The sequence below is a fragment of the Streptomyces siamensis genome, from assembly GCF_039543605.1.
Classification (GTDB): Bacteria; Actinomycetota; Actinomycetes; order Streptomycetales; family Streptomycetaceae; genus Streptomyces; species Streptomyces siamensis.
On record NZ_BAABKB010000008.1, the window covers coordinates 323,822 to 350,316 of the forward strand.

Below are 26,495 nucleotides of genomic sequence, written 5' to 3' on the forward strand. Positions count from 1 at the left end.
TGTCCCGTACGCGCCCGAAAATGAGAGGCATCCGCCGTGACGCACGCGTAGCGTGCGGCCCCATGACAGTGATCGTCCGCGAGCTGCGCCTCGGAGACCCGGCGGACGCCGAGGGTTTCGCCCGCATCCGTCACCTGGCGCTCCCCTTCATGCTCTTCACGCCCGAGTCCGTCGCCCATGACGTGGAGCACGCTCACCCGGACTCCCACTACCGGCTGTTGCTGGCCGAGGAGGACGGCGAACTGATCGGCACCGCGCAGGTGGGCATGGTGTACGACAGCCCCGAGCCGGGTCAGGGTTCCCTCACCGTGTACGTGCACCCGGAGCGGACCGGACGCGGCGCGGGCGCGCTGCTGGTGAGCACCGCGGAGGAGCGGCTCGGCGCCCTGGGCGCGAAGAAGCTGCACACATGGGTGCTCGACAGGCCCGCGGACCGCGCCTTCGCCGAGAAGCGTGGCTATCGCGCCGGCCGCTCCGCCCACTTCCTCCGCTTCGACCTGGCGAACACCCCCCTGCCGCCGCTCCAGGAGACGCCCGCGGGCGTCGAGCTGCGCACCGCCGCGGACTTCGCGGACGACCCGCGTCCTCTGTTCGAGCTGGACGCGGAGACGCTGCTGGACGAACCGAGCGATCTCGACCGCGAGTTCACGGACTATGCGGCATGGCTGAAGGAGACCTGGCACCATCCGCTCCTCAGTCATGAACTGACGTCGGTGGCCGTGGTCGACGGCCGACCCGCCGCGTTCAGTGCGGCCCGCACCGACGGCGGCACGCGCTACGGCACGGTGATGACGGGCACCGCCCGCGCCTTCCGCGGCCGCGGCCTGGCCAAGCTCGCCAAGAACCACTCCCTGCACCGCGCCCGCGCCGCCGGCTTCACCCAGGCCTTCACGGGCAACGACTCGGGGAACGGCCCGATGCTCGCGATCAACCGGTGGCTGGGCTACCAGATCTGCGCGACGGAGGTGACGTATGCCCGCGAACTCGTCTGACGAACGGCGCTCGTTGAGGGTCGTACTCGTCAAGTACGGGCGTACGAAGATCAGTTACCCGGCCGAGCTGCTGCGGGACGACGGCAACCGGGTGACCGTGCGCGCGCCGTGGGCGGGCGACGACGCCCGCGACTTCGGCTTCGTGCGGTTCGAGCGGGGTGACGTCTTCACCGAGCACTACTGGCGCGACCGCTGGTACTCGGTGAAGGAGGTCCGCGACGCCGAGGGCGTGCTCAAGGGCTGGTACTGCGACATCACGCGCCCGGCGACGGTCTCCGGCGACGAGCTGGTCGTCGAGGACCTCGACCTCGACCTGTGGCGCTCGGCCGACGGCAGGACCGTACTGCGCCTGGACGAGGACGAGTTCGCGGCCAGCGGTCTGGCGAGCACCGATCCGGAGGCCGCCACCGCCGCCGAGCACGCCCTGGACGAGCTCGAACACCTCGCGCGCGAGGGCGACTTCGAGTCCCTGCTGGACTAGGGGTGTCGTTCGGATCGGCCCGGGTCCGCGACGCGCGGCACGGCCTGATCCGGCCTGACCCCGACGACGCCCCGAGTCCCGCCCGGCACCCGCCTGGCGGGGCTCACTCCGGGGTCAGGCGGTGGCGACCACCGCATACCGCTCGTCGTCGACCTCGCGGCCCCACAGTCGCGCGTCGCCCGACAGCGGCTCCACGGTCAGGCCCGCCACCAGGGGCTCCACCAGGGCGGCCAGCCGCTCGGCGGGCAGCCCGACCGGGCTCAGGGTCCCCCACCGGCCCTCGACGAGCACGAGGCGCCCTCCCGGGCGCAGCAGCCCGCGCCAGTGCCGCAGGACGCGCCCGGGCTCCGGCAGCGCCCACAGCACATGGCGGCAGATCAGCACGTCGAACCGCTCCTCGCCGACGGGCGGTGCCGCCGCGTCACCGAGAAGGAACACCGCGTCACGACCGGCCAGTTTGGCGCGGGCGAGCTCGACCATGCGGCGCGAGGCGTCGACCCCGGTGACCCGGTGCCCGCGCTCGGACGCGAGCAGTGACAGGCTGCCGGTGCCGCAGCCGACGTCGAGGACGTCGGACGCTTGACGTGGCAGCCACGCCGCCATCCTGGCCGCCCACGCCTCGCGTACGACCGGGTCGCGCAGACCGTGGTCGGGCTCGTCGTCGAAGGTGACGGACTCCGCGTCCCAGTCGACGCCCGCTCCCGGATTCGTGTCAGTGTGATGCGTCATGGGCCCCAGGGTGACAGCCACCACTGACAGCCGATTCGTGACAGGCGCCACAGACAGATCCCGGCCGATGAGTAACTCTCCCGGAAAGGGTCTACCTCCGTACGACCGCGGAAATCGGTAGGCACAAGGAGGCAGCGATGCGCCGTGTGACCGTGCAGAAGCCCCAGAGGAAGTCGGACTCCCGCCGTGTGCGGGACGAGACCGACGAGCGCCCCGCCGGGCGCCCCGAAGTCCGGAAGGACATCGCACGAACGTGGTGGCCGGACGGCTGATCCGGCGGCCCGACAACCCCCAGATCATGACGGCCGACCGTGGCAACGGGCCGGGCCGTCACTCCGGACGCGCGCCGCGCCGGACCCCGGCCGTCGCTCCGGACGCGCTCGGTGACACAAACTGCCGCCGGTCCATCCGCGCGGGAATGACCCGCCCGACGCCCGGCCGTCGGTCCGCCCGCGCCGCGGTCACCCGCCTCCGCCCGGACGCTCAGTCCAGCCGCTTGCGGTAGTGGACCCGGTCGTACGGGCCGTCCACGCGGCGCTCCACGACCTCGTACCCGTACTTCGGGTAGATCTTCTGGTTCTCCCACATCTTCGCGTTCGTCAGCAGCCGGATCTCGGGGAGCCGGAGCTCACGCGCGTGTGCCTCGACGAAGTGCAGAAGCCTGCGCCCCACGCCCGTGCCGTGCGCGTCGGGTCGGACGGCGATGATGTCGAGGTACAGGTGGTCCTCGCGCGCCTCGACCACGACGAGCCCCGTCAGCGGCTCCCCCGTGACGAACACATGGCCCGCGGCCACGTTCGCCCCGTGATCCGCCTCCATGGGCGCCGGGACCAGCCCGATGCGCTCGATGTACGGATGGAACGCCGTGTCGATCACGGCCTTCACGGCCGGCACGTCGGCGGCGACGGCCGGCCGGATCTCCTCTTCTGTCATGCCGCGAACGCTACCTACTTGATCGCGGCATCCGTACTCGCCGGGCGCCGCCACCCGACTCCCCCGCCGGCACCGGCCGCGGGATCTCCGGCGCCGACCACGGGATCCCCGGTGCGGGGCGGCGCTCAGCCCCTGGCGTGCTCGGCGTCCGGCGTCGCCGCCGCCTCCCGCTGTGCCGGGATGACCGGGAGCGCGCGGAGCGCCATGCCCGCCCGGTGTCCGTCGGCCGCCGCGCACAGCGCACGGGCGGCCTCGTCGAAGCGGACGACGGACGGCGGGTCGGAGGGGCCCAGGAGGTGCTGCTTGAGCTCGCTGCGGGCCCCGGCGAACGGGTCCTTCTCCGGCTCGCGCACGGTCTCCAGCAGAGCCGGTACGCCGGCGGCGTCCGGAGTGAGGACGACCCCGGCCCGGACGGTCGGGAAGGTGTCGCGGAAGTCCTGCTCGGAAAGCCCGCTGGTGTTGGCGACGGCGTAGGGCTTCTCGCTCGCCAGATAGTCGGATATGACGCTGGAGACGTCGCTGACCAGCAGGTCGGCCCTGTTGAAGCAGGCGTAGACGTTCGGCCGCGCCCCCACGACGATCCGGTGCTCCCACGCCGGGAACGAGGCCCAGTACGCGGCCTCCCAGGCGGCGGTCGCGGCGGCCACCGCCGCGGCCCGGCCGGGTGCGGGCACCGTCTGGACGAGCATCCGTTCCGCGTCGTCCGCGCTCGCCCGGAACGAGGACGTGGTCAGAGCGTCGAGTTCGGCGGTCCGCCGGGCGAGTTCCGCCGCCGCGGTGGGCGCGGGCCGCTCCGCGGCGTGCTCCGCGGCACGCACGGCGTTCGCGGCGCGGATCATCTCCTGGATCCGGGTGTTCGCGGCTCCCGCCCGGGGATCGACCGATCCGGTCAGCGGGTGCGGCTTGTACAGGAGACGGACGCGGGGATCGGCGAGGAGGGCGCGGACGATGTTCTCACCGGCCTCGACGACCGAGGTGTTGCCCGGGTTGCCGTCCCAGCCCTCCCACGTGGGGGCGTAGAGGACGGTGGTGTACGGGCCCGCGGGCGCACCGGAGTACGGCTCGATGGCGTCCAGCTGCGGACGTCCGATCTCCACGACGTCGCGGTCGTCGACGCCCACGGCCGCCAGGGCGTACCGTTCGCGTGCCGCGGGACCGGCCACCCACACCTCGTCGTAGGCCTTCGCGTACGGGTTGCAGCTGGACAGCTTGTCGCTCTCGCCGTGATTGACGAACGCGTGCTTGATGGTGGGGATCCGCAGCACCTGCGAGGTCTTCCCCGAGTTCGACGGGTGGATCAGCGTCTTCAGCGTCGACTGCTCAAGCCTCATCAGGTCGGCGACCTTCGGCAGGCACACGATCGGGATGTCGGTGGACGCGATGTGCTTCACCATGAAGCGCTCACGCAGCACGATCACCGGGCGGCCCTCCAGCCGGGCCAGCGGCTCCAGCCACATGTTCGCCTGGTAGGCCGAGCTCGTCCCGCCGGAGAAGTACATGCCCACGGTCGGGCGGTACTCGGCGAGCCATGCCTCGAACCACTCCAGCGCCTGCTCGCTCGTCACCGGCCTGCGTCCTCGGCTCAGCCGCGTCGCCAGCATGCCGACGGCCACCGTCGCGCAGGCGACGGACAGTGCGATTCCCGCGGCGGCCCACCAGGCCGAGCCGCCCGCCGCGGTGATCACGAGGCCGGCCGCCGAAGGCAGGCCGAACAGGAGGAGCCGCTGACCGGAGCGGCTCATCAGCAGCGCCGGCGGAGCGGCGCTCAGCCGCAGCGCCGAGGCGTCGATGTTCCGTGTCACCACGGGCAGGGTGCGGGTGCGGCGCACGAGGATCGCCAGCGCCTGGCAGGCGGAGTGCAGGGCGTAGAAGACCAGCAGGCCGCAGACGAGCGCCAGGTACTTCTTCTCGTAGTCCTGATCCTCGATGCGGATCAGGCCGGCCACCATCAGGAGGTCGCGGACCACTTGGCGCACGAAGACGGTGGCGTGCAGCTTGCCGAGGGCGGCGGCCATGCTGCGCTGCCACCGGTGCAGGGCGATGTCCGCCGCGAGTCCGACAGCGGTGGAGGCCACGAGAAGGGGGACGGAGGGCAGGAAGGCGCCCACCGCCTGAACGGCGAACGACACCGCGAGCACCGTGGGCAGGAGGAAACGTGCCGCTGCGGTGCGCAACCGGGCGGGCAGGGGCGTTGCTGACACTTGGGGGGCTCCAGGCAACTCAACATCCTCGCGCGCGCTCGCCGACCGGCACGATCGGACGACCCTGGCCGGAAGCAGCTGTGTGCGGATGTTCTCTCTTCAAAAAGGTGGTCGGACTTTATCCGCTCGATGGCGGGAATCTACCTTCGGGTGGGGTGAAATTTACCCAGCGGTGTCCGACGTCACCTCCAGCGCCGTCCCACCGGTCCTCCGCGGCCCCGCCGAGCGGCCCCCCAAGGCCGTCCCGCTGCCGTTGCGCCCGGCCGTGTTCAGCCTGTCGCCCGCACCTCGACGGGCGCGATCGACGCGGCGCGCTCCAACCGGCGGACGAGCTGCCAGAGGACGACGATCGAGAGCACAGCGGCGCAGATGTAGAGACCGTCGCCGATGATGATCTGCCGCAGGGCATGACGCGCCTGGTCCGTGGTGACAGCCTTCTTCAGGTCCTTGGAGGCATCGTCGAACGCAGAGGAGTTCGCCGCCACCAGGACGGAGAGCCACCACGCCGTAAGCAGGGGATGTCCGCGTCCACGCCGCGATTCCGGCTGGCCGGCAGCCCACAGATCGTTGACGAACATCTTGGGCACGAAGAGCTGCGCCACCGGTATCACCCAGCCGAAGACCAGCCACGCCCTGCGCCGACGCTGCCCCTGGCGCCAGAGCACGTCCGCGACATCGCGCACGTTGGCGAGGCAGATGCTGAACTGGACCAGGGCCACGAGGAGCAGCCCTGTTCGCCAGCCCATCAGGTTTCTGAAATACGTGTCGGCCTCGACCAGCGGGTTGTCGACGTACGGCCCGGGCGTCATCGGCCCCACCAGCAGTCGGTACTTGTGCCATGCCACCAGCCCGGCCGCGAGAGTCACCAGCGCGAACGCGGCGAGCGCGACGCCGGCGAACCAGGCCTGCCCGCGCGACAACCTGACCGTTCCGACCATTCCACACCTCCTGGAGGCCGCCCGTCCGGACTCCTCGCAGGTCGGCAGCGGATCTTAACGCTCGGGGAGCGGATGGGCCACGGACGGTGCAGCGAGTGGGACACAGCTGGACGGGGCTGCCACACCCTCCTTCCTCAGCCCCCCGTTAGCCCCGCCTTAACGGCGCCATAAGGATCTCCCCCACCCCCCTCCAGCAGGCGATTTTCCGGTTTCTTGGGGCTAGTTTGCTGATCACCCCCGCGGGATCCACCCCACACCGAGGACCGTTTCCGAGGAGTTCCCTCATGTCCGCACGCCGCAAGGCCGCCGCCGTCGTCACCGTCGGCATCGCCCCGCTCACGCTCTCGGCACTGGCCGTCGCCCCCGCGTCCGCGCACGGCTCGATGGGCGACCCGGTCAGCCGGGTGTCCCAGTGCTACGCGGAGGGCCCCGAGAGCCCGAAGTCGGACGCCTGCAAGGCGGCCGTCGCCGCGGGCGGGACGCAGGCGCTGTACGACTGGAACGGAATCCGGATCGGCGACGCGAACGGGCGGCACCAGCAGCTGATACCCGACGGGAAGCTGTGCAGCGCGAACAACGACGAGTTCAAGGGGCTCGACCTGGCCCGCGCCGACTGGCCGGCGACCTCCGTGAGCAGCGGCGCGTACACCTTCAAGTACCGTGTGACCGCGCCGCACAAGGGCACGTTCAAGGTGTATGTGACCAAGGTCGGCTACGACCCGTCGAAGCCGCTCGCCTGGGACGACCTGGATCTGGCGCACCCGGTCGCGACGGCCACCGACCCGGTCGCCTCGGGCGGGTTCTACACCTTCTCCGGCACGCTCCCGGAGCGCTCCGGCAAGCAGCTGCTGTACGCGGTGTGGCAGCGCTCGGACAGCCCGGAGGCCTTCTACTCCTGCTCCGACGTCACCTTCGGCGGCAAGAGCGGCAGTGACGACGGCGGCGGCGACAGCAGCGGCTCCTCGGGCGGCACCGCTCCGGCACCGACCGCCTCGGCGCCCTCCGAGGAGCAGATCGAGGACGGCACCGACAGGTCGACGGTCGAGCACCACGGCCACGGCGACAACGACGCCCGTACGTCCGCGGAGCCGAAGGCGGCCACGGACGCGGCCGGCGCGGATGCCTCGGCCGAGCCCGCCGGGGCGGGCACGGACGGCTCGAACCGGCCGGAAGCGGCCGGCTCCTCCGGGAACCTCGCCGAGACGGGCGGCGACGCCCGCACGCCCTACGTCGCGATCGGCGGAGCCGCCGCCCTGGCGCTCGGCGCCGCGACCCTGTTCGCCTCGGTCCGGCGCCGCGCGGTCACGGGGGGCCGCCGCGGCCGCTAGACACGGGGAATGCGGGGGCTGTCCGGCGGCTCAGGCCGGACAGCCCCCGGCGGCGTGCTCAGCTGAACGCGGAGGCGCAGGTGGTGGCCTTGGCGTGCGCCGGGTCGAGGGCGTTCGCCACCTCGTGGAAGGCGATACGGTCGAAGAGACCGATCGCCACGTGCTCGGAGAGGTCCAGCCCGCACAGGTCCTGCAGGAGGACGTTGTCGACGTCGGGCCCGCTGAGGAACTGCGAACGGTAGGGCGTGGCCACCTCGTCGTACTTGGTGGCGATGACCGTGTAGTGGACACCCGCGACGGTGTCGCCGCCGGCGTTGAGCTTGGTCAGGAAGTCGGAGCCGGCGATCTGGTCCGCCAGTCCGGGAGTGGTCGCCTTCAGCAGGTCCTCGGCGCCCGGGAAGTACGGCAGCAGGTTGGTGAGGCCGCTGAGGGTGGTGCCGTGGTTGTCGGGCGCGATGCCGACGAGGGCGTTCACCTTGGCGGCCCCACCGAGGAACTTGAGGTAGTAGCGGGGCATCATGCCGCCCTGCGAGTGGCCGACGAGGTCGGCCTTGGCGGCGCCGGTCGCGGCGAGCACCTTGTCGACGAAGACCTGGAGCTGTCCTGCCGACTTGTCGATGGGGCCGAGGCCGTTGAAGAGGGGCACTCCGGGCAACTGCCCGTAGTCGAGGGAGAAGACGCAGTAGCCGCGGACCTCGAGGTAGGGAGCGAGGGCCAGCCAGTTGTCGACGGAGTTCCCGAAGGTGCCGTGGACGAGGACGACGGGGCGGGGGTGGGCGGCGGACGGCTTGCAGGAGTAGTCGTTCCAGCCGTGGCTGGGGGCGGATTCCGCCTGGGCGGTGGCGGCGGGGACGACGGCGACCGCGGCGGTCAGCAACAGCGCGGCGAGGGGTCTGAGCACTCGTTTCCAGGGCAGCATCGGGTGATCTCCTTGCGGCTCAAGGGAGTTGCGACGGCGTACGCCCTGTGATCCGGATCACGAGGATGCTGTTCACTCGTCAAGTTACGGGCGAGTAGCTCCGGTGTGAAGTTACGCGCGAGTAAAAACTTCCAGCGGTAATTAAAGGTGGCGGCTACACCCGATGAACCGTCACCAGGCAGGCCTGATGGGACCATAGGGCGCGATGCGCGCCAAACGGTCGTGCAACGCGCGCATTTCACCCTCGCCCAGCAGGTCGCTCCACGCGCGCACGACGTCGGCGGCGGCCTCCTCCGCGGCGCGCGTACAGGCCCAGCCCCGCTCGGTCAGCACGATCAGGCGGGCGCGCGCGTCGTCGGGGTGCGGGTGCCGCTCGACGTACCCCTTGCGGACGAGTTCGTCGACCAGCTGGCTGGCGGCCTGCTTGGTGACCCCGAGATGAGCGGCGAGGTCGGTGGCCGTCGCACCACCGGCGGAGAGTCGGGCGAAGGCGAAGCCGTAGGCGGGCCGCCCCTCGAACCCGCGCTCCACGACACCGTCGTTGATGCGCTGCGTCAGCTCGCCCGCGACGGCGAGCAGAGCGACGGAGAGGGCCATGGCTTCGGAGTTCTGCACGGGTGCATTGAAACACCCTTGACGAATTGGTCAAGCAGCTTGACCATAGAACCCGTCGAAATGGTCAAGCAGCTTGACCATCTTCCCTCGATCCAGGAGTCGCCCATGCCCGTCGTCCGTTCGCCCGAAGCCGTCGTCCACGAGATCCACGGCGCCCGATTCGTCTCGTACGCCACTCCCCGCAGCGGGAGCAAGGAGTTGTGCGCCTGGCGGGGAGAGATCCCCGCGGGGCTCAAGGCCCCGGAGCACACCGTCAGCCATGAGGAGATCTTCCATCTCCTGTCCGGCGAACTGTTGATCACGCTCGACGGCCGCACCGAGCGGGTGACCGCGGGCGACACCGTGATCATCAATCCGGGCGCCACCCTCGGCGTCGAGAACCCGACCCGGGAGACCGCCGTCTCCTGGGTCACCACGTCGGTCGGCCTCCGGGCGGAGCTGGCCGACGGCTCGGTCCTCACGCCTCCGTGGGCCAACTAGGAGCGTCGCGAACCGATCCGGGTCACGTCCTGTCACAGCGGCCGGCCCCGGCCGGGCCCGGGACGTCACGCGGCCAGCGTCCCCGGCCCGATCACATGCGGCCCGAACCTCGCCCGCGCCCTGTCCGCGACCTCCTCGATACGGCGGACCTTCTCGTCCACCGGGTCGAAGGTGAGCTGGTACGAGGCCTGTTCGGCGGGGGTGAGCCCCTCGACGCGCAGGGCGATCCCCCGGACCCGGGCCCGCTGGAGGCCGAGCGCCTCGTACATGCGGTACGCCGTGTCGGTGAGCGCCGACGTATGGGCGGTCGGTTCCTTCAGAGTGCGGCTGCGCGTGGTCGTGGAGCGGTCGGCGTACCGGACGGTGAGGGTCAGCGTGCGGCAGACCTTCTCCAGGGCGCGCAGCCGGGCACCCAGGTCCTCGGCCGCACCGAGCAGCGCGCGACGATGCCGGGAGGAGTCCAACTCGTCCCTTCGGAAGGGGTGTTCGGTGGCGAGGGAGCGTGAGGCGGCGTTCGGCACGACCCGGCCGCGGTCGATGCCGGACGCCTTCTCACGCAGTTCGCGGCCGGCCCTGGCGCCGGTGAGGCGTTGCAGTGTGGACAGGGGTGCGGCGGCGACCTTGCCGATGGTGTCGAGGCCGTACTCGCACAAGGTGCGGGCGGTGGCGCCGCCGACTCCCGGCAGCGCGGCGACGGGCCGCTCGGCGAGGAACCCGGCGACGGCGTCCGACTCCCCGGGCACCACGGGGGTCACCCCCGGCACGGCGTCCCGCAGGGCCATCCGTGCGAGCATCGGACCGGGTCCGGCGCCGATCACGCAGTCGATCCCGTGCAGGGCGAGCGCCCGCAACCGGATCAGTGAGGCCAGCTCCACGGCGCTGCGCCCGAAGTACCGCTCGGCACCCCGCAGGTCCAGCAGCGCCCCGTCGGGTGGCAGCGCCTCGACGACGGGGGTGAAGTCCTCCAGGAGTCCGAGGAGTCGAGGCAGGCCCGCCTCGTACATCGGAGGCAGCTGGAAACGTACGCAGAGGATGGTCATCCCGCACTCCCCGGACTCTGGTGCCACAACTTCTTTCCACCCGCGGGCCCTTCGCCCGCGGGACGCAGATCGGCCCAGGGGTGCATCTCGTACCCCGTGGACATGCGGATCGTGCGGCCCTGCGCCGGACCGCCGCCGGACTTCCCCGGCCCGGCCGGCTCCCCGCGCTCACCCGGCTCCGGCTTCCGTGCTGCGGGCTCGGCGAGGTGCGCGGCGACCACGTCGAGGCCGCCCCGGGCGCGCAGTTCGACCAGTTCGGCGAGGTTCCAGGCCGCCGCGCCCACCACGCTGAGGCTGCGCGGGCCACGGCGCTGCACCACTCCGCGCACCAGCAGCAGCCAGGAGTGGAAGACGGTGTGGGCGCAGGCGTCGTGCGAGTCGTCGAAGAAGGCGAGGTCGACCAGGCCGGTGCCGTCGTCCAGGGTGCTGAAGATGACTCGCTTGCCGGACCGGATCGGCGGGGTCTGGGTGGCCGCCTTGGCCCCGGCCACCAGGACGGTCTCACCGTGCCGCGCCTCCCGCAGCCGGCGCGCCGTGACCACGCCCAGCTCCTCCAGGAACCCGCGGTGGTCGTCCATGAGATTGCGGGAGGCGTCCATGGAGAGCACACCGAGCTCGGCGCTGAGCCGCTCCGCCGAGGAGAGATCGGGCAGCCCGGCCGGTGCCGTCGTCCGCCCTCCGTCCGAGGGCGCCTCCCCCATGTCCAGGAGTGCGGGAGGGAGCTGATCCGCCCGCCCGCCCCGCGCGCCCCGGTGCAGTTCGGTCAGGTGCAGTTGCAGATCACGGCGGTTGGCGCCGAAGGCGTCCAGCGCGCCGACCTGGGCCAGCCGCTGGGCGAGCGGGCGGCTCGGCCGGGCCCGCTCCCAGAAGTCGAGCAGCGAGCCGTAGGGCTGCCCGTCCGCGATCCGCGCGGCCTCGGCCTCGCTGATGCCGTGCACGTCGGAGAGCGCCAGCCGGAGACCCCAGCTCTCCGACCCCCGTGAATCAGACACCAGTTCGATACGATGAGCGACCGCGGACCGGTTCACGTCCAACGGCAGGATCGGCACCCCTCGCCGCCGCGCGTCCGCCAGCAGCAGCCGCTTCGGGTACATCCCGGGGTCATGGGTGAGCAACCCGGCGTAGAAGGCGGCCGGGTGATGGGCCTTCAGCCAGGCCGACTGGTACGTCGGCACGGCGAAGGCGACCGCGTGCGCCTTGCAGAAACCGTACGACCCGAAGGCCTCGACGATCTCCCAGGTGCGCGCGACGGTCTCGGCGTCGTACCCCTTCGCCGCCGCGTGCTGCGCGAACCAGAACCGGATCCGCCCCTGCGACTCGGGGTCGGAGAGCCCGCGCCGCACCCGGTCCGCCTCGTCGCGTCCGCAGCCGGTCATGATGTCGACGATGTCGATGATCTGCTCGTGGAAGACGACGACCCCGTACGTCTCCTTCAGCGGCCGCTCCAGGTCGGGGTGCGGATAGCGGATCGGCGCCCGGCCGTGCCGCGCCTCGATGAACGGCCGCACCATGTCGGCGGCGACCGGCCCCGGCCGGAAGAGCGAGATGTCGACCACGAGGTCGTGGAAGGTCGCGGGCTGCAGCCGTCCGACCAGGTCGCGCTGGCCCGGGGACTCGATCTGGAAGCAGCCCAGCGTCTCGGTCGACTGGATCAGCCGGTACGTCGCCGGGTCGCCCGGCGGCACCGAGTCGAGGTCCGGCCGGTCGCCCGTCGCCCGCTCCACCTCGGCCACCGCGTGCGCCATCGCGGACTGCATCCGCACGCCCAGCACGTCGAGCTTGAGCAGTCCGAGGTCCTCCACGTCCTCCTTGTCGAACTGCGACATGGGTAGGCCCTCGCCACTGGTCGGCACGACCGGCGTACGGGCGAGCAGGGAGGCGTCGGAGAGGAGCACGCCGCACGGGTGCATGGCGATGCCGCGCGGGAGGGCGTCGAGCGCCTCGACCAGCTCCCACAGCTTCCCGTACTTCTCCCCGTCCTGCCGGCACTCCTGTGCCAGCTCCCGCAGTTCGGGCAGTTCCTCCATCGCCGTGCGGGCGTCGCGGGCACGGATGTGCGGGAAGGACTTGGCGATCCGGTCGATGTCGGCCGGGTCCAGGGAGAGGGCGGCGCCCACGTCGCGGACGGCGTGCCTGACCCGGTAGGTCTCGGGCATCGAGACCGTGGCGACCCGCTCGGTGCCGAACCGGGCGATGATCGCGCGGTAGACCTCCAGACGGCGCGCGGACTCGACGTCGATGTCGATGTCGGGCAGCACCGCGCGCCGCTTGGACAGGAAGCGTTCCATCAGCAGCCCGTGCTCGACGGGGTCGGCGTGCGCGATGCCGAGGAGGTGGTTGACGAGGGAGCCCGCGCCGGAGCCGCGCGCGGCGACCCTGATGCCCATGTCCCGTACGTCGTCCACGACCTGGGCGACCGTCAGGAAGTAGGAGGCGAAGTCGTGATGGGCGATGATGTCCAGCTCCTGGTGCATCCGCTCCCAGTAGGCCCGGTCACGGTCGTAGCCGCGCAGCACCATGCCCGCCGCCGCGCGGGAGGCCAGGGCCCGCTGGGCGGTGCGGCGGCCCGCGCCGACGAGGTGCGCTTCGGGGAAGTGGACGGTGCCGATGCCCAGGTCGTCCTCCGGGTCGACGAGACAGGCGGCGGCGGTGGCCCGGGTCTGTTCGAGCAGGTGGTGCGCGGTGTCACGGCGGTAGCCCGCGGCCTCGACGATCCGTTCGGCCGCGCCCAGCATGGCGGCCTCGTCCTTGAGCCAGGCCTCACCCGAGTCCAGCCCGCGGCGCGGGTCGACCGGGACGAGCAGCCGGGCGGCGTCCAGGACGTCGGCGACCGGGCCCATGCCGGGGTCGGCGTACCGGACGGCGTTGCTGAGCACCGGGCGCACCCGCTGTTCGGCGGCGAACCCGACCGTGCGGGCGGCCAGCCGCAGGGATCCCGGCCCGGTCCCCTCGCGGCCGTGCCACACCGCTTCCAGCCGCAGGGCGTCGCCGTAGACCTCCCGCCAGGGCGCGAGCAGCTTCGCGGCCCGGTCGGGGCGTCCGGCGGCCAGCGCGCGGCCGACGTCGGAGGCGGGACCGAGGAGTACGGTCAGGCCTTCGGCGTGGTTGTCCGGCCAGGACAGCCGGGGCCGGTCGCCCGGGTCTCCCGCATGCGCGGCCGTAACGATTCTGCAGAGGTCGGCCCAGCCCGCCGCGCCGTCCCGGGCGAGGAAGGTCGCACGAGGTGCCGACTCGTCGACGAAGGCGCCGCCGCGGACCGGGGCGCGCCGCTTCCCGCCGCGCTCGGGCTCCCCCACCGCGAGCTCGGTGCCGAACAGCGGACGGACACCCGCCCCGGCGCACGCCTTGGCGAACCGGACCGAGCCCGCGAGGGTGTCCCGGTCGGTGAGGGCGAGGGCGTCCATGCCCCGCTCGGCGGCACGCTCGGCCAGCCGCTCCGGGTGCGAGGCTCCGTACCGCAGGGAGAACCCGGACACGGTGTGCAGATGCGTGAATCCCGGCACACGCACCTCCCGCACCCGTGAGCCCGCACGAGCTCTCGAACATTCGTTCCCAATTACCTCACCCCCACCATAGACCAATTTTCGAACTACTGTGCGAGATCCATCCGAGCCCTTCCCACCTGCGCAAACACCGGCCGGCCAGGGCCGCGGGGATCTCTTCGGCGCACACGGCGGAGTCCCGCCCCCGCAGCCTGCGCGGGGACGGGACTCTGCCGGGACGGTGAGCCGTCAGCCGATCTGGGCGCCGAAGGCCGAGAGCGCCTCGGTGACCGGCTGGAAGAAGGTCTCGCCGCCCGAGGTGCAGTCGCCGCTGCCGCCGGAGGTGAGGCCGATCGCGGTGTCGCCGGAGAAGAGCGAGCCGCCGCTGTCACCGGGCTCGGCGCAGACGTCGGTCTGGATGAGTCCGTTGACGACGTCGCCGTTGCCGTAGTTCACGGTGGCGTCCAGGCCCTTGACCGTGCCGTCGTGCACCTGGGTGGTGGAACCGCTGCGGGTCACCTTCATGCCGACGGTGGCGTCGCCGGCCTTGGCGATGGCCTGCGTGGAGCCGTTGTAGAGGTCGACCTCGCTCGGGTGCTCGACGTTCCCGGTGTACTTGACCAGACCGAAGTCGTTGTCCGGGAAGCTGGACTGCTCGTTCTTGCCGATCTCGGTGCCGCTGGAGTCCGACCAGGTCGAGATCGCCTCGGTGCAGTGCCCGGCGGTGATGAAGTACGGCTGCCCGTCCTTGACCACGTTGAAGCCGAGCGAGCAGCGCCCGCCGGAGCCGGTGATGGCGTCGCCGCCGGCGATGAAGGGCTTGAACTCTCCCTTGGTGCGCTGGAGTTCGGCCTTGGCGCCGAGCCCCTTCACGACCTTGGAGAGCTTGGTCCACTCGGCCGCGGAGACCGTGCGGTCCGCGGTGACGACGACCTTGTTGGTCTCCGGGTCGGTCGCCCACGACGTACCGGGGATGGTCGCGTCGCTGCTGAGCGTCGCGCGGGCACTCTTCAGCTCGGCGAGGGAGTTCTCGACGACCCTGGCCTTGGCGCCGGCCTTCGTGACGGCCTCGGCCGCGGTCTCGTCGAGCACGTTGACGACGAGGTGCCGGGACTTCGCGTCGTAGTACGTTCCCGCCGCGTCGGCGCCGAGGTCCTTGCCGAGGGTCGAGGCGAGCTTTCCGGCCGCCGCGACCGAGAGTGTGTGCGGCGTGCTGGTCCTCGGCGCCTCGCTCGCGTTCGCAGTCTGGAAGGTGACTCCCGCGGCGACGAGCGCGGCGATGCCCGCACCCGTCATGACGGCACGCCGCCTGGGTATGCGTCGGTGCTTCAACTGACGTCCTCCTGTGGGGGGTCGGTCGCGAAGGTCGTGGGGGACCTCCGAGACCGGAAGGCGTACGCGCACGGGCCCGGCGCACGACAAAAAGCCGCGTCAAACCGCGTCCGTGCCGGTTGTTCCCAGCCCACTATTCCCAGGCACACAGGGGGCACACAAGGTCGACTTCAGGACGCGCGTACGCCAACGGGCGTACGCCCCCTGCGCCTTGACTGTGCGTGGTAGCGCCACGTGGGTTTCCGGTGCAAACACTGCGTGCAGGTGACCGTTGTGCGGACGGTGAGGACTAGTCATGTCCTGTTTTCGACCCCTCGGACTCTTCGCTCAAGGGAACTTCGGGGGAAGGAAGTTGCTCCCGCACCGATGGACCGGGCTCCTGGACCTCGGCCGGTGAAGGTGCCGGGGCCGGGACGGAGGGCCGCAGCGCCTCGACCGACTGCTGCGCTCCGGCCGGCTGCGGTGCGTCCTGGAGCCCGGCCGACTGCCTTGCCTCGACCGGCTGTTCGGGCACGGCGGGCTGCTGCACCCCGACCGACTGCTGCGCCTTCTCCAGGAACCTGAGGAGCTCCACCGGGAACGGGAGCACGAGCGTCGAGTTCTTCTCGGCCGCGACGGCCACCACCGTCTGCAGCAGCCGCAACTGGAGCGCGGCAGGCTGCTCGGACATCACCCCGGCCGCCTCCGCCAGCTTCCTGGAGGCCTGCAGCTCCGCGTCCGCGTTGATGACCCGGGCACGGCGCTCACGGTCGGCCTCGGCCTGCCGGGCCATGGACCGCTTCATCGTCTCCGGCAGCGACACGTCCTTGATCTCCACACGGTCGATCTGCACGCCCCAGCCGATCGCGGGGCTGTCGATCATCAGCTCCAGACCCTGGTTGAGCTTCTCGCGGTTGGACAGCAGGTCGTCCAGATCGCTCTTGCCGATGATGGACCGCAGCGAGGTCTGCGCCATCTGCGAGACAGCGAACCGGTAGTCCTCGACCTGGATGACCGCGTCGGCCGCGTCGACCACCTTGAAGTAGACGACCGCGTCCACCCGCACGGTCACGTTGTCCCGTGTGATGCCCTCCTGCGCCGGCACGGGCATCGTCACGATCTGCATGTTGACCTTGCGGATCCGGTCCACGACCGGAACGATCATGGTGAAGCCCGGGCCTCGCACGTCCGAGCGCAGGCGGCCGAGCCGTAGCACCACGCCCCGTTCGTACTGTTTGACCACTCGGGCACCGGCCAGCGCATAGACCAGCCCCGCGGACGCGACGGCGACTCCCGCCGCCACCAGCTCCTCGACCATCACGGCCCCCCAGGGTCCGAAGTGGGCGCATCAGACGCGTACAGCGCGCACGGCATGTACTTCGAAGGTAACTCCGTCACCTGAACAAGGGCGAGCCCCCGCACGCCGGTTGGGTGCGGGGGCTCGCCTGCTGCTGGCTGCTGCTGGTCCGGCCGGGTGACGTGGGGGGTTGCCGGTCCGGTCGGTGGGTCAGTCGGTCGGTCGTCCGACGGCCGGTGATCCGTCGGTCGGTGATCCGTCGGTCAGCCGACGCTCACGCCGTAGTAGTTCAGCGCCTCGACGACCGGCTGGAAGAAGGTCGTGCCGCCGGAGCTGCAGTTGCCGCTGCCGCCGGAGGTGAGGCCGTAGGCCGTGGAGCCTCCGTACAGCGGGCCGCCGCTGTCGCCGCCCTCGGCGCAGACGGTGGTCTGGATCATCTGGTAGACCACGTCGCCGCCGCCGTAGTTGACCGTGGCGTTCAGCGCGGTGACCCGGCCGCTGTGCGTACCGGTGGTCGAGCCACGGCGGTAGACGGTCGTGCCGACGCTGGGCGTCGCCGCGCGGGTGATGGTCTGGCTGCCGACCGCGCTCGGGTGCGCGATCGAGGAGTTGGTGTAGCGGACCAGCGCGAAGTCGTTGGTCGGGAAGCTGTAGCTGACGTTCGTGCCCAGCGTCGTGGTGTGGCCCGAGTTGGAGTACCAGGTGGAGGCGACCTCACCGCAGTGGCCGGCGGTCAGGAAGTAGTAGGTGCTCCCGCTGTGCACGTTGAAGCCGAGCGAACAGCGGTAGGAGCCGCCGTAGATGGCGTCGCCGCCGGTGATCAGCCTCTTGAACTTGCCCGGGGTGTGCTTGATGGTGATCGCGTCGGCGTTGCCGCCCGCGTCCTTCTTGATCTTGGCGATCTCGGCCTTCGAGACCGTGCTGTCGACGGTGACGACCACCCGGTTCGTCTTGGCGTCGACCGCCCATGCGGTGCCCGCGACATCGGACTTGAGTACCGACTTGTTGACACTGCTCAGCTGAGTGGTGCTGAAGGTCTGGGCGTCGGATGCGTTCGCGTTGGGGACCGCGAACGCGGCCGCGGCCACGAGTCCGGTGGTCACGGCGATCAGCCGGGTCCGTCTCGCTATGCCGCTGCGGGGGGTGGTGCGCTTGATCCTCACGTTTCGTTCCTCCGAAGGGAAGTCGGGGGTCCTCGTCTCGTGGGGTTGAGGGCCCGTGAGGCGCAGCCGGGGGCCCGCTCATCCGGATTCCGGACAAGCCGTGCTCCTGACAAGCGCTGGAGGGAGTATTCGGCGGCACGGCCGACCGGCGCAAGGGCACCTTTCGGCCGTGCAGCGTTCAACTTGCGTATGTCCCCGCGCTGTCGGCCCCCGGTCCCGGCACGTGCGCGGCCCCCGGCCGCCTTCGGGGTTCCGGCGGTCAGCGCAGTCGGCGCTCACCCGCCTCGACGGCCGCGTCCAGCGTGTTGCCGGGCGGCGGGAACGGGCAGATGAAGTGGTCGGCGAACGCGCACGGCGGGAGCACGGCACGGTTGAAGTCCACCGTCGTACGCCCCTCGTCGTCGGGCGCCGCCGGGCGCAGGAACCGGAAGCGGTAACTGCTGTCGCCGCTGGTCGTGTCGGCGAAGACGGCCCACAGCGAGCCGTCGCCCTCCACCGACACCTGGAGCGTCAGGTCCTGGTCGTCCAGGGTGAAGGCGAGGACTCCGCCGAGCCCGAGGCCGCGCGCGACGCCGTCCGCGTTCTCGACGCGTACGGTGCGGTCCTCCCCGTACGGCGTGAAGTGCCCCGGCACCGACCAGCGCGGGTCGTAAGGGGTCGCCTCGATGCCCTCGAAGGCCTGGCGCGTGGGTGCGGCGGGGTCGTAGTCGCGCACGCCCCAGACTCCCTCGCGCACGAGGACGACGAAGCGGCGCTCGCCGTGTCCCACGCGCGCTCCGGAGGCCGGCCCGTAGTCGGCGTCGAGCACGACCTCGCCGGTGAAGGGCTGTCCGTCGAGGGTGAGTCCGTCCTCGTCCACCGCCTCCAGCACGACGCCGTCGTCCTTGGCCGTCCATTGTCCGGGGATGTCCGGAAGTCGACCCTCCGGATAGTCCTCGATCCAGTGCGTGCCCGTGAGGGCGAGCGGTCCGTAGGGTTCGGCCACCGTCTTCGTGCGGTGCTCGTGCCAGTGCTTCCAGTCCTCGGATGCGTCCGTCGTCATGTGATCAACCCTTCCATACGGGCTCCGGCAACCCGAGGTGTGAGCGCAACGTGGTGCCCGTGTATTCCGTGCGGAACGTGCCGCGCTCCTGGAGCAGCGGCACCACCCGGTCGACGAACTCGTCGAGTCCACCGGGAGTCGGATGCGGTAGGAGGACGAACCCGTCGACGGCGTCCGTCCGGACCAGTTCGTCGAGTTCGTCGGCGACGGCCTGCGGGGTGCCGACGAAGGACTGCCGGGGGGACGCCTCGATGACGGTCTGCCGGATGGACAGGCCCTTCTCCCGTGACAGGGTCCGCCACATCTCGGCGACCGCGAGGAGTTCGGCGGCCCGCGCCCGGCCCCGCACGAGGGTCGATCCGGGGTCCGGGTCGATGTCGGGGAGGGGGCCGTCGGGATCGTAGGCGGAGAGGTCCACACCCCAGATCCGTTCCAGGGCGACGATCGCGTTCTGCGGGGAGATCCGCTCTCGTCTGGCCGTGGCCGCCCGTTCCTGTGCCTCGGCGGCCGTGTCGCCGAGGACGACGCTGACCCCGGGCATGATCCTGAGGTCCTGAGGCGCCCTGCCGTACGCGGCGAGGCGTCCCTTCACGTCGCCGTAGACCGCGCGGCTCTCCTCCGGCGTGCCGTGCCGCGTGAGCACGACGTCGGCGGCGGACGCGGCGAGCTCACGGTCCTGCGGCGAGTCCGCGGATCCGATGACCACGGGGTGCCCCTGCGGCGCGCGCGGCACGGTGAACTCGCCCGCGATGTCGAAGTGCCTGCCCCGGTACGCGAACGGGCGGGGCGTCCCCTCGGGCGACCAGGAGTCCCACAATTCCCGTGCGACCTGCACGAATTCGGCGGCACGGGCGAGCGGGTCGCGCACCGTCCCTGCGCAGTCGGGAGCTTCGGGAGGGCCTGCCGGGTCCGGGTGGGCGAGGCGCCGGAAGTTCTCGGCCGTCCGGGCGTCCGGCGACGTCACCGCGTTCCAGGCCGCCCGGCCCCCGCTGAGGTGGTCGAGCGTGGCGAGTCGCCGGGCGAGTTCGTACGGCTCGTGGAAGGCCGTACAGGCCGCGGCGGCGAGTCCGAGCCGCTCGGTGACCGCGGCGAGCGCGCTCAGCACGGTCAGGGTCTCCGGCCGTCCCACGACGTCGAGATCGTGGATGCGTCCCTTGTGCTCGGGCAGCCGCAGCCCCTCCTCGACCAGGAGGAAGTCGAAGAGTCCGCGTTCGGCGGTGCGCGCCAGGTGGGCGAAGGAGGCGAACTCGGCCGGGGACCCGGAGCGCGGGTCGGAACGGACGGTGTCGTCGGTGCCGGGGACGTGCGCGGCGAGATGGATCTGCTTGCGTACGGTCATGACGCTCCCCCTGTCACGGCGTACTGGTTGGCGGGCCGCGCCAGCCCCAGGTGCTCCCGGAGCGTGCTGCCCGGATAGAAGGTGCGGAACAGTCCGCGGTGCTGGAGCAGCGGGACCGTTCCGTTGACGAGCCGTTCCAGGTCACGGCGCGGCTCGACGGGCGTGAGGTGGAAACCGTCGACGGCGTCGGCCCGGTGCCAGGCCGCGATCAGTTCGGCGAGGTCGACGGGGCCGCCGCGGTACAGCGGGCCCTGCGCGGTCTGCCGGGGTCCGCCGCCGCCGTGGCCCGGCTCGGCGGCGCGCTCGCCGTCGCCGAGGTCGACCGAGAGGCCGGCGAGCACACGCAGGCCCTCGGGGTCGCGTCCGGACTCGGCCACGGCCGTCCGCAGTTCGTCGCGCACGGCACGCGCCTGCGCCGGGCCCGCGACCCGGACGAGCGCCACGTCCGCGTACCGGGCGGCCGTCCGCCGGGCGTGCCGCTCGGTGGCGTCGACCACCCGCACGGGGTGGCCCTGCGGAGGGCGCGGCACGGTCGAGGGACCCCGGACGGCGAAGGCGCCGCCCTCGAAGTCGACGTGGTGCAGCTTGTCCCGGTCGACGAAGCGGCCGGTGGCCTCGTCGCGGATCACCGCGTCGTCCTCCCAGCTGTCCCAGAGCTTGGCGGCCAGATCGGCGGCCTCCCCCGCCTCCCGCCACAGGGCGTCGGCGGGAGCGGCGTGGCGCCGGCCGAACAGCCGGGCCTCGCCCTCGGTGGTCGACACGTCGATGTGCCATCCGGCGCGGCCCCGGCTGACCCAGTCGAGGGTCGCGACGGCGGCCTGGACGTGGAAGGGCTCGGTGTGGGTGGTGGTCACGGTCGGCACCAGACCGATCCGCCGGGTGGCGGGCGCGAGCCGGGCCAGGACGGCGAGCGCGTCGAGTCCGGGCCGCGCGAAGGAGTCGCCGAGCGTGACGAAGTCGAGCGCGCCGAGCTCCGCGAGCCGCACGGACTCCCCGAGGGAGGCGGCGTCATGAACCTCCTGCCGGTCGAGGGCGGCGGCCAGATGCACAAGCGCCCGGCCGGGCTGTGCGGTCATGACGCGGAACCTTTCGGTGGGGGTGGTGGGATCCATGGGGCCAGGGCCACTCGGGGCCCGTGCTCGCGGGACCCGTTCACAGGACCTTGGCGAGGAACGCCCGGGTGCGTTCGTGCGCGGGGTGCTCCAGTACGTCGCCGGGGGCGCCCTGTTCGACGATGCGGCCGTCGTCCATGAAGACCACGGTGTCGGCGACCTCGCGGGCGAATCCGATCTCGTGCGTGACGACGATCATCGTGGTGCCCCGGTGCGCCAAGTCCTTGATGACGTCGAGGACTTCGCCGACCAGTTCGGGGTCGAGGGCGGAGGTCGGCTCGTCGAAGAGGAGCAGCTTCGGCTCGAGAGCGAGGGCCCGGGCGATGGCGACGCGCTGCTGCTGGCCGCCCGAGAGCTGCTTCGGATAGGCGTCCGCCTTGTCGGCGAGCCCGACCCGGTCGAGCAGCCGGCGTGCCGCGGCGACGGCATCCTCACGGGGCCGCTTCAGGGCGTGGACCGGCGCCTCCACGATGTTCTCCAGCACCGTGAGGTGCGGGAAGAGGTTGAAGTTCTGGAAGACGAAGCCGATCCGGGTGCGCTGTCCGAGGATCTCGCGTTCGGGCAGCTCGTACAGCTTGTCGCCGGAGCGCCGGTAGCCGACGAGCGAGCCGTCGACGCTGATCCGGCCCTGGTCGACCTTCTCCAGGTGGTTGATGGTGCGCAGCAGCGTCGACTTGCCGGAGCCGGAGGGCCCGATGACGACGGTGACCTCCCCGGCGCGCACCTGGAGGTCGATGCCCTTGAGCACCTCCAGTGGACCGAAGCTCTTGCGGACGGACGTGATGTCGACCATGGCGGTGGCCCCGGCCTGGTTCGTGCCGGCCGCCGCGGCGGAGACGGCGCTCTCGCCGGTGGCCTCGTCGGGCGCGTTCATCGGTGGTGGTTCCCTTCACGGAGGACGGAGACGGAGACGGGTACGGCATCAGGCGGCGGCGCGGCGGGGCAGTGCGCGCAGGAAGTCCAGCGCGGCACGCGCCGTCGCGTCGTTCTGCCGGAAGGCCGGGCCGCCGGTGCGCGGCCGGGTGAAGGCGCCGGAACCCCGGGCGTCGGTGTGCGGGCCGAGCGCGAAGCGCCGGGGATGCGGGGTGCCGGAGGCGTCCAGGATCCGGCCGTCCGCGGGGTCGACGGCGAGCAGCCCCTCGGGGGTCGTGGCGGCCCCGTCGGCGTGCAGCTCGCGCAGCAGGGGGTCCCGGCTGCGTGCGACGGTGGGGTGGGGCAGGCGGGCCTCGACGAGTGCGCGGGCCTCGACGGTCGCGCCGGGCACGCCGGCGCCGCTCGCCCGGAAGACGCCGTGCTCGGCGGTGACGGTCATGCCGGCGCCCACGAACCTGAGGATTCCGGCCCGGGACAGGGCGAGCATCTGCCGCAGCCGCGGGCCGGGCGGGCCCGACGCCAGATAGCTGAAGAAGCCGTGCCACCACGAGCCGATGTCGCCGAGCCGGACCAGCTGGCCGTAGACCGAGAGCAGCCCGAGGAAGACCGCCAGGTCCGGGCTGTACGCGGCATCGTGACGTCGGCTCAGATCCTGTTCGATGTAACTGCGCAGGCCGCTCTGGAGGTCCTCGGGCGAGGCGTACCGCACTCCCTCGAGCGGATGGTCGAGGGCGGTCAGGTCCAGCCGGTCGGCGGGGTCGGGCACCGCGTCGGCCACCAGGGCCCGGATCCCGGCGGCGTCGTCGGCCGCGTACTTCTCCTCGAAGTCCGACCACGCGGTGCGGGTGCGTTCGGGGTGCGCGGAGAACAGCCGGTGGTAGTGGGCGAAGCCCAGTTCCTTCTCGATGAGGGGCCAGACGTCCTCGCGGAAGTCGAAGCCGCCGGGGCGCGCGAGGAGCGATTCGACCTCGGCCGGTCCGAAGAAGCGGGGCAGCGGGGGCCGTTCGCCCTCCCAGTCGTAGCCGATCTTGGAGTGGTAGGGGACGCCTCGCCGGGATCCGACGTAGAGGATGGGCTCACGGCCGGACGGATGGTACGTCTCTCCGTCGTGCCGTCCCCCGCGTCCCTCGGTGAGCAGCACCATCAGGTCGACGAAGGCCAGTCCGAAGCCGCGCACGAGGACGGGTTCGCCGGGGGCGAGGACGGACAGGTCGCTGTCGGCGGTGAAGTCGGGCGGCAGATGGACCAGACCGTGCTCGCGGGCATGGGCGGACAACGCGCGCTGCTCGTCGTCGGGTTCGGCGTCGAGATGGCCGAGGGTCAGGACGACGAGGTCGGCGAGGAGCGGCCGGGGCCGGCCCTCCAGCCACACCTGCTGGCGGCCCTCGGCGGGACCGCCGACCCGCAGGGCGCGCCGCGCGTGGTGGTGCACCTGGATGCCCGGCGGCAGCGCGGCCACGGCACGCTCGTACACCCAACGCATGTAGGCGCCCTGCCGGGGCCGGTCCGCGAAGGTGCGTCCGTCCAGGCTCGCCCATTCGTGCAGGGTGGGGCCTTCGAGGACCGGCCCCGCCATGTCCACCGTCGCGTCGGTGAACATCGTGACGTCCTGGGCCTGCGAGTTCATCCACAGCAGCGGTGACTGCGCTTCGCGCCAGATGCGTCCGGCGCCGGGCGGATAGGGGTCGACGAGATGGATGTCCAGGTCCTGGTCCCCGTACAGCTCCGCGGCGTTGGCGGCGATCCGCTCCAGCAGGCCGGTCCCCCGCGGACCGGCTCCGACGATCACCAGCGAGGGCCTCATCGCGTGCGCTCCGAGCCGCGCGCATAGTGCTTCTCGACGTAGTACTGGCCGACGCTCAGCACGGAGGTGACGACGACGTACCAGAGCGTGGCCACCATGAGCAGCGGCATGACCTGGTAGGTGCGGTGGTACACGAGCTGCACCGAGTAGAGCAGGTCCTGTACGGCGATGACGCTGACGATGGACGTGCCCTTGAGGGTGCCGATCAGCATGTTCCCGGCCGGCGGCACGATGGAGCGCATCGCCTGCGGCAGCACGATCCTGCGCCAGCGGCGCCACCGGCTCAGGCCCAGCGCCTGTGCCGCCTCGATCTGGCCGCGGTCGACGGAGAGGATGCCGCCGCGCACCACCTCGGCGGCGTACGCGGCCTCGTGCAGGGTCAGTCCGAGGACGGCGACGGTGACCGGGCCCAGCAGGTCCACCGTCTTCACACCGAGGATCTGCGGATACAGCGCCCCGATGTTGAACCAGAACAGCAGCTGCACCAGGATCGGCATCGACCGGAAGAGCCAGACGTACCCCCAACTGATTGCTCGCAGAACGGGGTTGGTGGAGAGGCGGAACGCGGCGAGCAGGGTGCCGAGGGCGAAGCCGAGCGCCATGACGACCGCGGTCAGCCAGAGGGTGAGCCAGAGGCCGCGCAGTACGGAGGCCGAGGTGAAGTAGTCGCCGACGACGTCCCACTGGAAGGCGTCGTTGTGCGCAAGGGAGTTGAGGCCGAGCGCGAGCAGGACCAGGACCGCGACCGCGGTGGTCCACAGTCCGAGACGGCGTTGCGGGACGATGCGCAGGGGCGCCGCTTCCTGTGGTGCGGCTGCGGCGGCCTTGGTGAGTGTGTCGGAGGACATGCGAAGGCTCCGTGATACGTCGGATCGAACACGGTGGATGCCTTCACACGGAGCGCCTCGGGGCGCCGACGGCCGAACCCCTCAGCAGGGCCGTCGATCGAGAGTACGGTGCCGTTTCCGTTCACTGTCAAGCATGTCCACACTGTGAGCCGTACGTCTCAGGCCAGTTGACGCGGAAACGGATGCCTGTTCCACTTGGCGCATGCATCCGCAGCAGTGGCTGGTCACGCGCTCCCACATCGACTTCGGTCGAGTGTGGTCCTCGTCCTGTTGAGCTGACCCCCTGCGCGCACGCCCTCTCGGGCAGTTGTCGCGTCTCGCCTTTTTCGCCGTTCTCCCGGCCTTCCCCGCCTTCACACGCGTACCCCTCCCCTCCCGGCGTCGCGCCGCACCGCGTCACGCCTTCTCGCTTCTCGCCGCCTGCCTTCAGGAGACCGCACACGATGAGTACGTTCACGCGTACCCGAAATCGGTATTTTGCGACGTTTGCCCTTCTTGCCTCCGCGACACTGCTGCTCACCGCCTGCGGCTCCGGCTCGGACGGCACCGGCGGGGCGGGTACCGCCCGAGCCGCGGCCAAGGCCGACAAGATCCCCACCACGGACGTCGTCTCGGCCGTCCACAAGGACGAGGCCGCGGCCCGGCTGCTGCCGGCCGGCACCACCTCGCTCACCGTCGGGGTCAGCATCTCCGGCGCCCCGCCCGGCACCACCTACCTGACCGACGGGAAGACCCTGACCGGCCAGGACGTCGACTTCGCGAACGCGGTCGCGAAGACGCTCGGCATCGAGCTGAAGCAGGAGTCGGCCAGTTTCGAGGCGATCCTGCCGGCCCTGGACAGCGGCAAGTACGACTTCGGCGCCAGCAACTTCGGTGTCACCGACGAACGCCGCAGGACCATCGACTTCGTCACCTACATCAACGACGGCCAGGGCTTCGCCACCCGCGCCGACAGCAAGCTCTCGAAGATCACCGAACTGACGCAGCTGTGCGGCCTGAACGTCGCGACCGCCGCGGGGACGACCTTCGAGGCGACGCTGGAGGAGAACAAGAAGGCCTGCGCCGAGGCCGGCAAGAAGCCGTACAAGGTGCAGACGTACAGCGAGCAGGGCGCCATCTGGTCGTCGCTGCAACAGGGCCGCAGCGACATCGTGATGAGCACCATCAACGGCCTGCGCTACGCCGTCGCCCACCAGCAGGGCGTGAAGTTCCTCAACGAGTTCCACCGCCTCGACGTCGGCTTCGCCTTCAAGAAGGGCACGAAGCTGGCACCCGCCTTCCGGGCCGCGGTGAACAAGCTGATCGCCGACGGGACCTACGCGAAGATCCTCGACAAGTGGGGGACGACCGGCTCGGCCATCGAGACGTCGCGGATCTCGCCGCCGGAGCTGAAGGACTGAGTCGACTCACGGCCGTTGAAGGGCACTTGATCGCCCCGCGGAACACACGGCCACCCGCCCTTGCCGCAGGTCATGCCCGACCCGCGGCGAGGGCGGGGGCGTGTCCGCCCCCGCGCCAAGGGCCGGGGCGCGCCCCCGACCCGCGGCGAGCACGCGACTCGCTCCCGC

23 protein-coding genes are annotated in these 26,495 nt (G+C 71.5%); 6 read left to right on the forward strand and 17 right to left on the reverse strand.

Annotation, left to right across the window (positions count from 1 at the left end; all coding sequences use genetic code 11):
* The first annotated feature begins 62 nt into the window (after nucleotides 1-62).
* Complete coding sequence (locus ABEB03_RS15545) at nucleotides 63-992, forward strand: GNAT family N-acetyltransferase (protein ID WP_345648047.1); 930 nt, start codon at nucleotides 63-65, stop codon at nucleotides 990-992.
* Nucleotides 973-1,473: a ribonuclease FAU-1 family protein gene (locus ABEB03_RS15550; protein ID WP_345648050.1), complete on the forward strand. Its 501-nt coding sequence runs from the start codon at nucleotides 973-975 to the stop codon at nucleotides 1,471-1,473. Before ABEB03_RS15545 ends, ABEB03_RS15550 begins: the two co-directional genes overlap by 20 nt.
* A gap of 114 nt (nucleotides 1,474-1,587) precedes the next feature.
* Here ABEB03_RS15550 and ABEB03_RS15555 read toward each other — a convergent pair whose 3' ends face one another.
* Nucleotides 1,588-2,202, reverse strand: a complete 615-nt coding sequence (locus ABEB03_RS15555) for a class I SAM-dependent methyltransferase (RefSeq protein ID WP_345648053.1) — start codon at nucleotides 2,200-2,202, stop codon at nucleotides 1,588-1,590.
* A 137-nt stretch (nucleotides 2,203-2,339) separates the two neighbouring features.
* Here ABEB03_RS15555 and ABEB03_RS15560 point away from each other — a divergent pair, with 137 nt between their 5' ends.
* A complete protein-coding gene (locus ABEB03_RS15560; RefSeq protein ID WP_345648056.1) occupies nucleotides 2,340-2,474 on the forward strand; it encodes a hypothetical protein in 135 nt (44 codons plus the stop codon).
* 211 nt (nucleotides 2,475-2,685) lie between these two features.
* On the opposite strand, the gene ABEB03_RS15565 is transcribed toward ABEB03_RS15560, so the two are convergent.
* From ABEB03_RS15565 to ABEB03_RS15575, 3 genes are all read right to left on the reverse strand, one after another.
* A complete protein-coding gene (locus ABEB03_RS15565; protein WP_345648059.1) occupies nucleotides 2,686-3,135 on the reverse strand; it encodes a GNAT family N-acetyltransferase in 450 nt (149 codons plus the stop codon).
* A 125-nt stretch (nucleotides 3,136-3,260) separates the two neighbouring features.
* The gene (locus tag ABEB03_RS15570) at nucleotides 3,261-5,336 is read right to left on the reverse strand and encodes a hypothetical protein (protein WP_345648062.1); all 2,076 of its coding nucleotides are present in this window, start codon (nucleotides 5,334-5,336) and stop codon (nucleotides 3,261-3,263) included.
* A 269-nt stretch (nucleotides 5,337-5,605) separates the two neighbouring features.
* Nucleotides 5,606-6,274 carry a DUF4328 domain-containing protein gene (locus ABEB03_RS15575; protein ID WP_345648064.1) on the reverse strand — a complete coding sequence of 223 codons (669 nt, stop codon included), beginning with the start codon at nucleotides 6,272-6,274 and terminating at the stop codon, nucleotides 5,606-5,608.
* A gap of 284 nt (nucleotides 6,275-6,558) precedes the next feature.
* On the opposite strand from ABEB03_RS15575, the gene ABEB03_RS15580 reads away from it, so the two are divergent.
* The gene (locus tag ABEB03_RS15580) at nucleotides 6,559-7,602 is read left to right on the forward strand and encodes a lytic polysaccharide monooxygenase auxiliary activity family 9 protein (RefSeq protein ID WP_345648068.1); all 1,044 of its coding nucleotides are present in this window, start codon (nucleotides 6,559-6,561) and stop codon (nucleotides 7,600-7,602) included.
* A 58-nt stretch (nucleotides 7,603-7,660) separates the two neighbouring features.
* On the opposite strand, the gene ABEB03_RS15585 is transcribed toward ABEB03_RS15580, so the two are convergent.
* Nucleotides 7,661-8,521, reverse strand: a complete 861-nt coding sequence (locus ABEB03_RS15585; protein ID WP_345648071.1) for an esterase/lipase family protein — start codon at nucleotides 8,519-8,521, stop codon at nucleotides 7,661-7,663.
* 171 nt (nucleotides 8,522-8,692) lie between these two features.
* Nucleotides 8,693-9,136, reverse strand: a complete 444-nt coding sequence (locus ABEB03_RS15590; protein WP_345648074.1) for a MarR family winged helix-turn-helix transcriptional regulator — start codon at nucleotides 9,134-9,136, stop codon at nucleotides 8,693-8,695.
* Nucleotides 9,137-9,241: 105 nt separating this feature from the next.
* Between ABEB03_RS15590 and ABEB03_RS15595 the strand changes: the two genes are divergently transcribed.
* Nucleotides 9,242-9,616, forward strand: a complete 375-nt coding sequence (locus ABEB03_RS15595; RefSeq protein WP_345648327.1) for a cupin domain-containing protein — start codon at nucleotides 9,242-9,244, stop codon at nucleotides 9,614-9,616.
* 65 nt (nucleotides 9,617-9,681) lie between these two features.
* Here ABEB03_RS15595 and ABEB03_RS15600 read toward each other — a convergent pair whose 3' ends face one another.
* The 11 genes from ABEB03_RS15600 to ABEB03_RS15650 form a co-directional block, all read right to left on the reverse strand.
* Nucleotides 9,682-10,656, reverse strand: a complete 975-nt coding sequence (locus ABEB03_RS15600) for a DNA polymerase Y family protein (protein ID WP_345648078.1) — start codon at nucleotides 10,654-10,656, stop codon at nucleotides 9,682-9,684.
* Nucleotides 10,653-14,159 carry a DNA polymerase III subunit alpha gene (locus ABEB03_RS15605; RefSeq protein ID WP_345648081.1) on the reverse strand — a complete coding sequence of 1,169 codons (3,507 nt, stop codon included), beginning with the start codon at nucleotides 14,157-14,159 and terminating at the stop codon, nucleotides 10,653-10,655. The genes ABEB03_RS15600 and ABEB03_RS15605 overlap by 4 nt, the downstream gene beginning before the upstream one ends.
* A gap of 228 nt (nucleotides 14,160-14,387) precedes the next feature.
* Nucleotides 14,388-15,470 (reverse strand): S1 family peptidase, encoded by a 1,083-nt coding sequence (locus ABEB03_RS15610; protein WP_345648083.1) that lies wholly within the window; start codon nucleotides 15,468-15,470, stop codon nucleotides 14,388-14,390.
* A 289-nt stretch (nucleotides 15,471-15,759) separates the two neighbouring features.
* Nucleotides 15,760-16,767, reverse strand: a complete 1,008-nt coding sequence (locus ABEB03_RS15615; protein WP_345648331.1) for a slipin family protein — start codon at nucleotides 16,765-16,767, stop codon at nucleotides 15,760-15,762.
* A gap of 242 nt (nucleotides 16,768-17,009) precedes the next feature.
* Complete coding sequence (locus ABEB03_RS15620; protein WP_345648086.1) at nucleotides 17,010-17,909, reverse strand: S1 family peptidase; 900 nt, start codon at nucleotides 17,907-17,909, stop codon at nucleotides 17,010-17,012.
* A 259-nt stretch (nucleotides 17,910-18,168) separates the two neighbouring features.
* Entirely contained in the window at nucleotides 18,169-18,951 is a 783-nt protein-coding gene (locus ABEB03_RS15625) for a DUF1684 domain-containing protein (RefSeq protein WP_345648090.1), read from the reverse strand.
* Between the two features lie 4 nt (nucleotides 18,952-18,955).
* The gene (locus ABEB03_RS15630; protein WP_345648092.1) at nucleotides 18,956-20,290 is read right to left on the reverse strand and encodes an NtaA/DmoA family FMN-dependent monooxygenase; all 1,335 of its coding nucleotides are present in this window, start codon (nucleotides 20,288-20,290) and stop codon (nucleotides 18,956-18,958) included.
* Nucleotides 20,287-21,366, reverse strand: a complete 1,080-nt coding sequence (locus ABEB03_RS15635) for an LLM class flavin-dependent oxidoreductase (RefSeq protein ID WP_345648095.1) — start codon at nucleotides 21,364-21,366, stop codon at nucleotides 20,287-20,289. The genes ABEB03_RS15630 and ABEB03_RS15635 overlap by 4 nt, the downstream gene beginning before the upstream one ends.
* A gap of 76 nt (nucleotides 21,367-21,442) precedes the next feature.
* Nucleotides 21,443-22,195, reverse strand: coding sequence for an amino acid ABC transporter ATP-binding protein (locus tag ABEB03_RS15640; protein WP_345648335.1), 753 nt, complete (start codon nucleotides 22,193-22,195; stop codon nucleotides 21,443-21,445).
* 129 nt (nucleotides 22,196-22,324) lie between these two features.
* Nucleotides 22,325-24,079 carry an FAD/NAD(P)-binding protein gene (locus ABEB03_RS15645; RefSeq protein ID WP_345648098.1) on the reverse strand — a complete coding sequence of 585 codons (1,755 nt, stop codon included), beginning with the start codon at nucleotides 24,077-24,079 and terminating at the stop codon, nucleotides 22,325-22,327.
* Nucleotides 24,076-24,927: an amino acid ABC transporter permease gene (locus ABEB03_RS15650; RefSeq protein WP_345648101.1), complete on the reverse strand. Its 852-nt coding sequence runs from the start codon at nucleotides 24,925-24,927 to the stop codon at nucleotides 24,076-24,078. The genes ABEB03_RS15645 and ABEB03_RS15650 overlap by 4 nt, the downstream gene beginning before the upstream one ends.
* Before the next feature lie 443 nt (nucleotides 24,928-25,370).
* On the opposite strand from ABEB03_RS15650, the gene ABEB03_RS15655 reads away from it, so the two are divergent.
* Complete coding sequence (locus ABEB03_RS15655; protein WP_345648104.1) at nucleotides 25,371-26,327, forward strand: ABC transporter substrate-binding protein; 957 nt, start codon at nucleotides 25,371-25,373, stop codon at nucleotides 26,325-26,327.
* The last annotated feature ends 168 nt before the right edge of the window (nucleotides 26,328-26,495 follow it).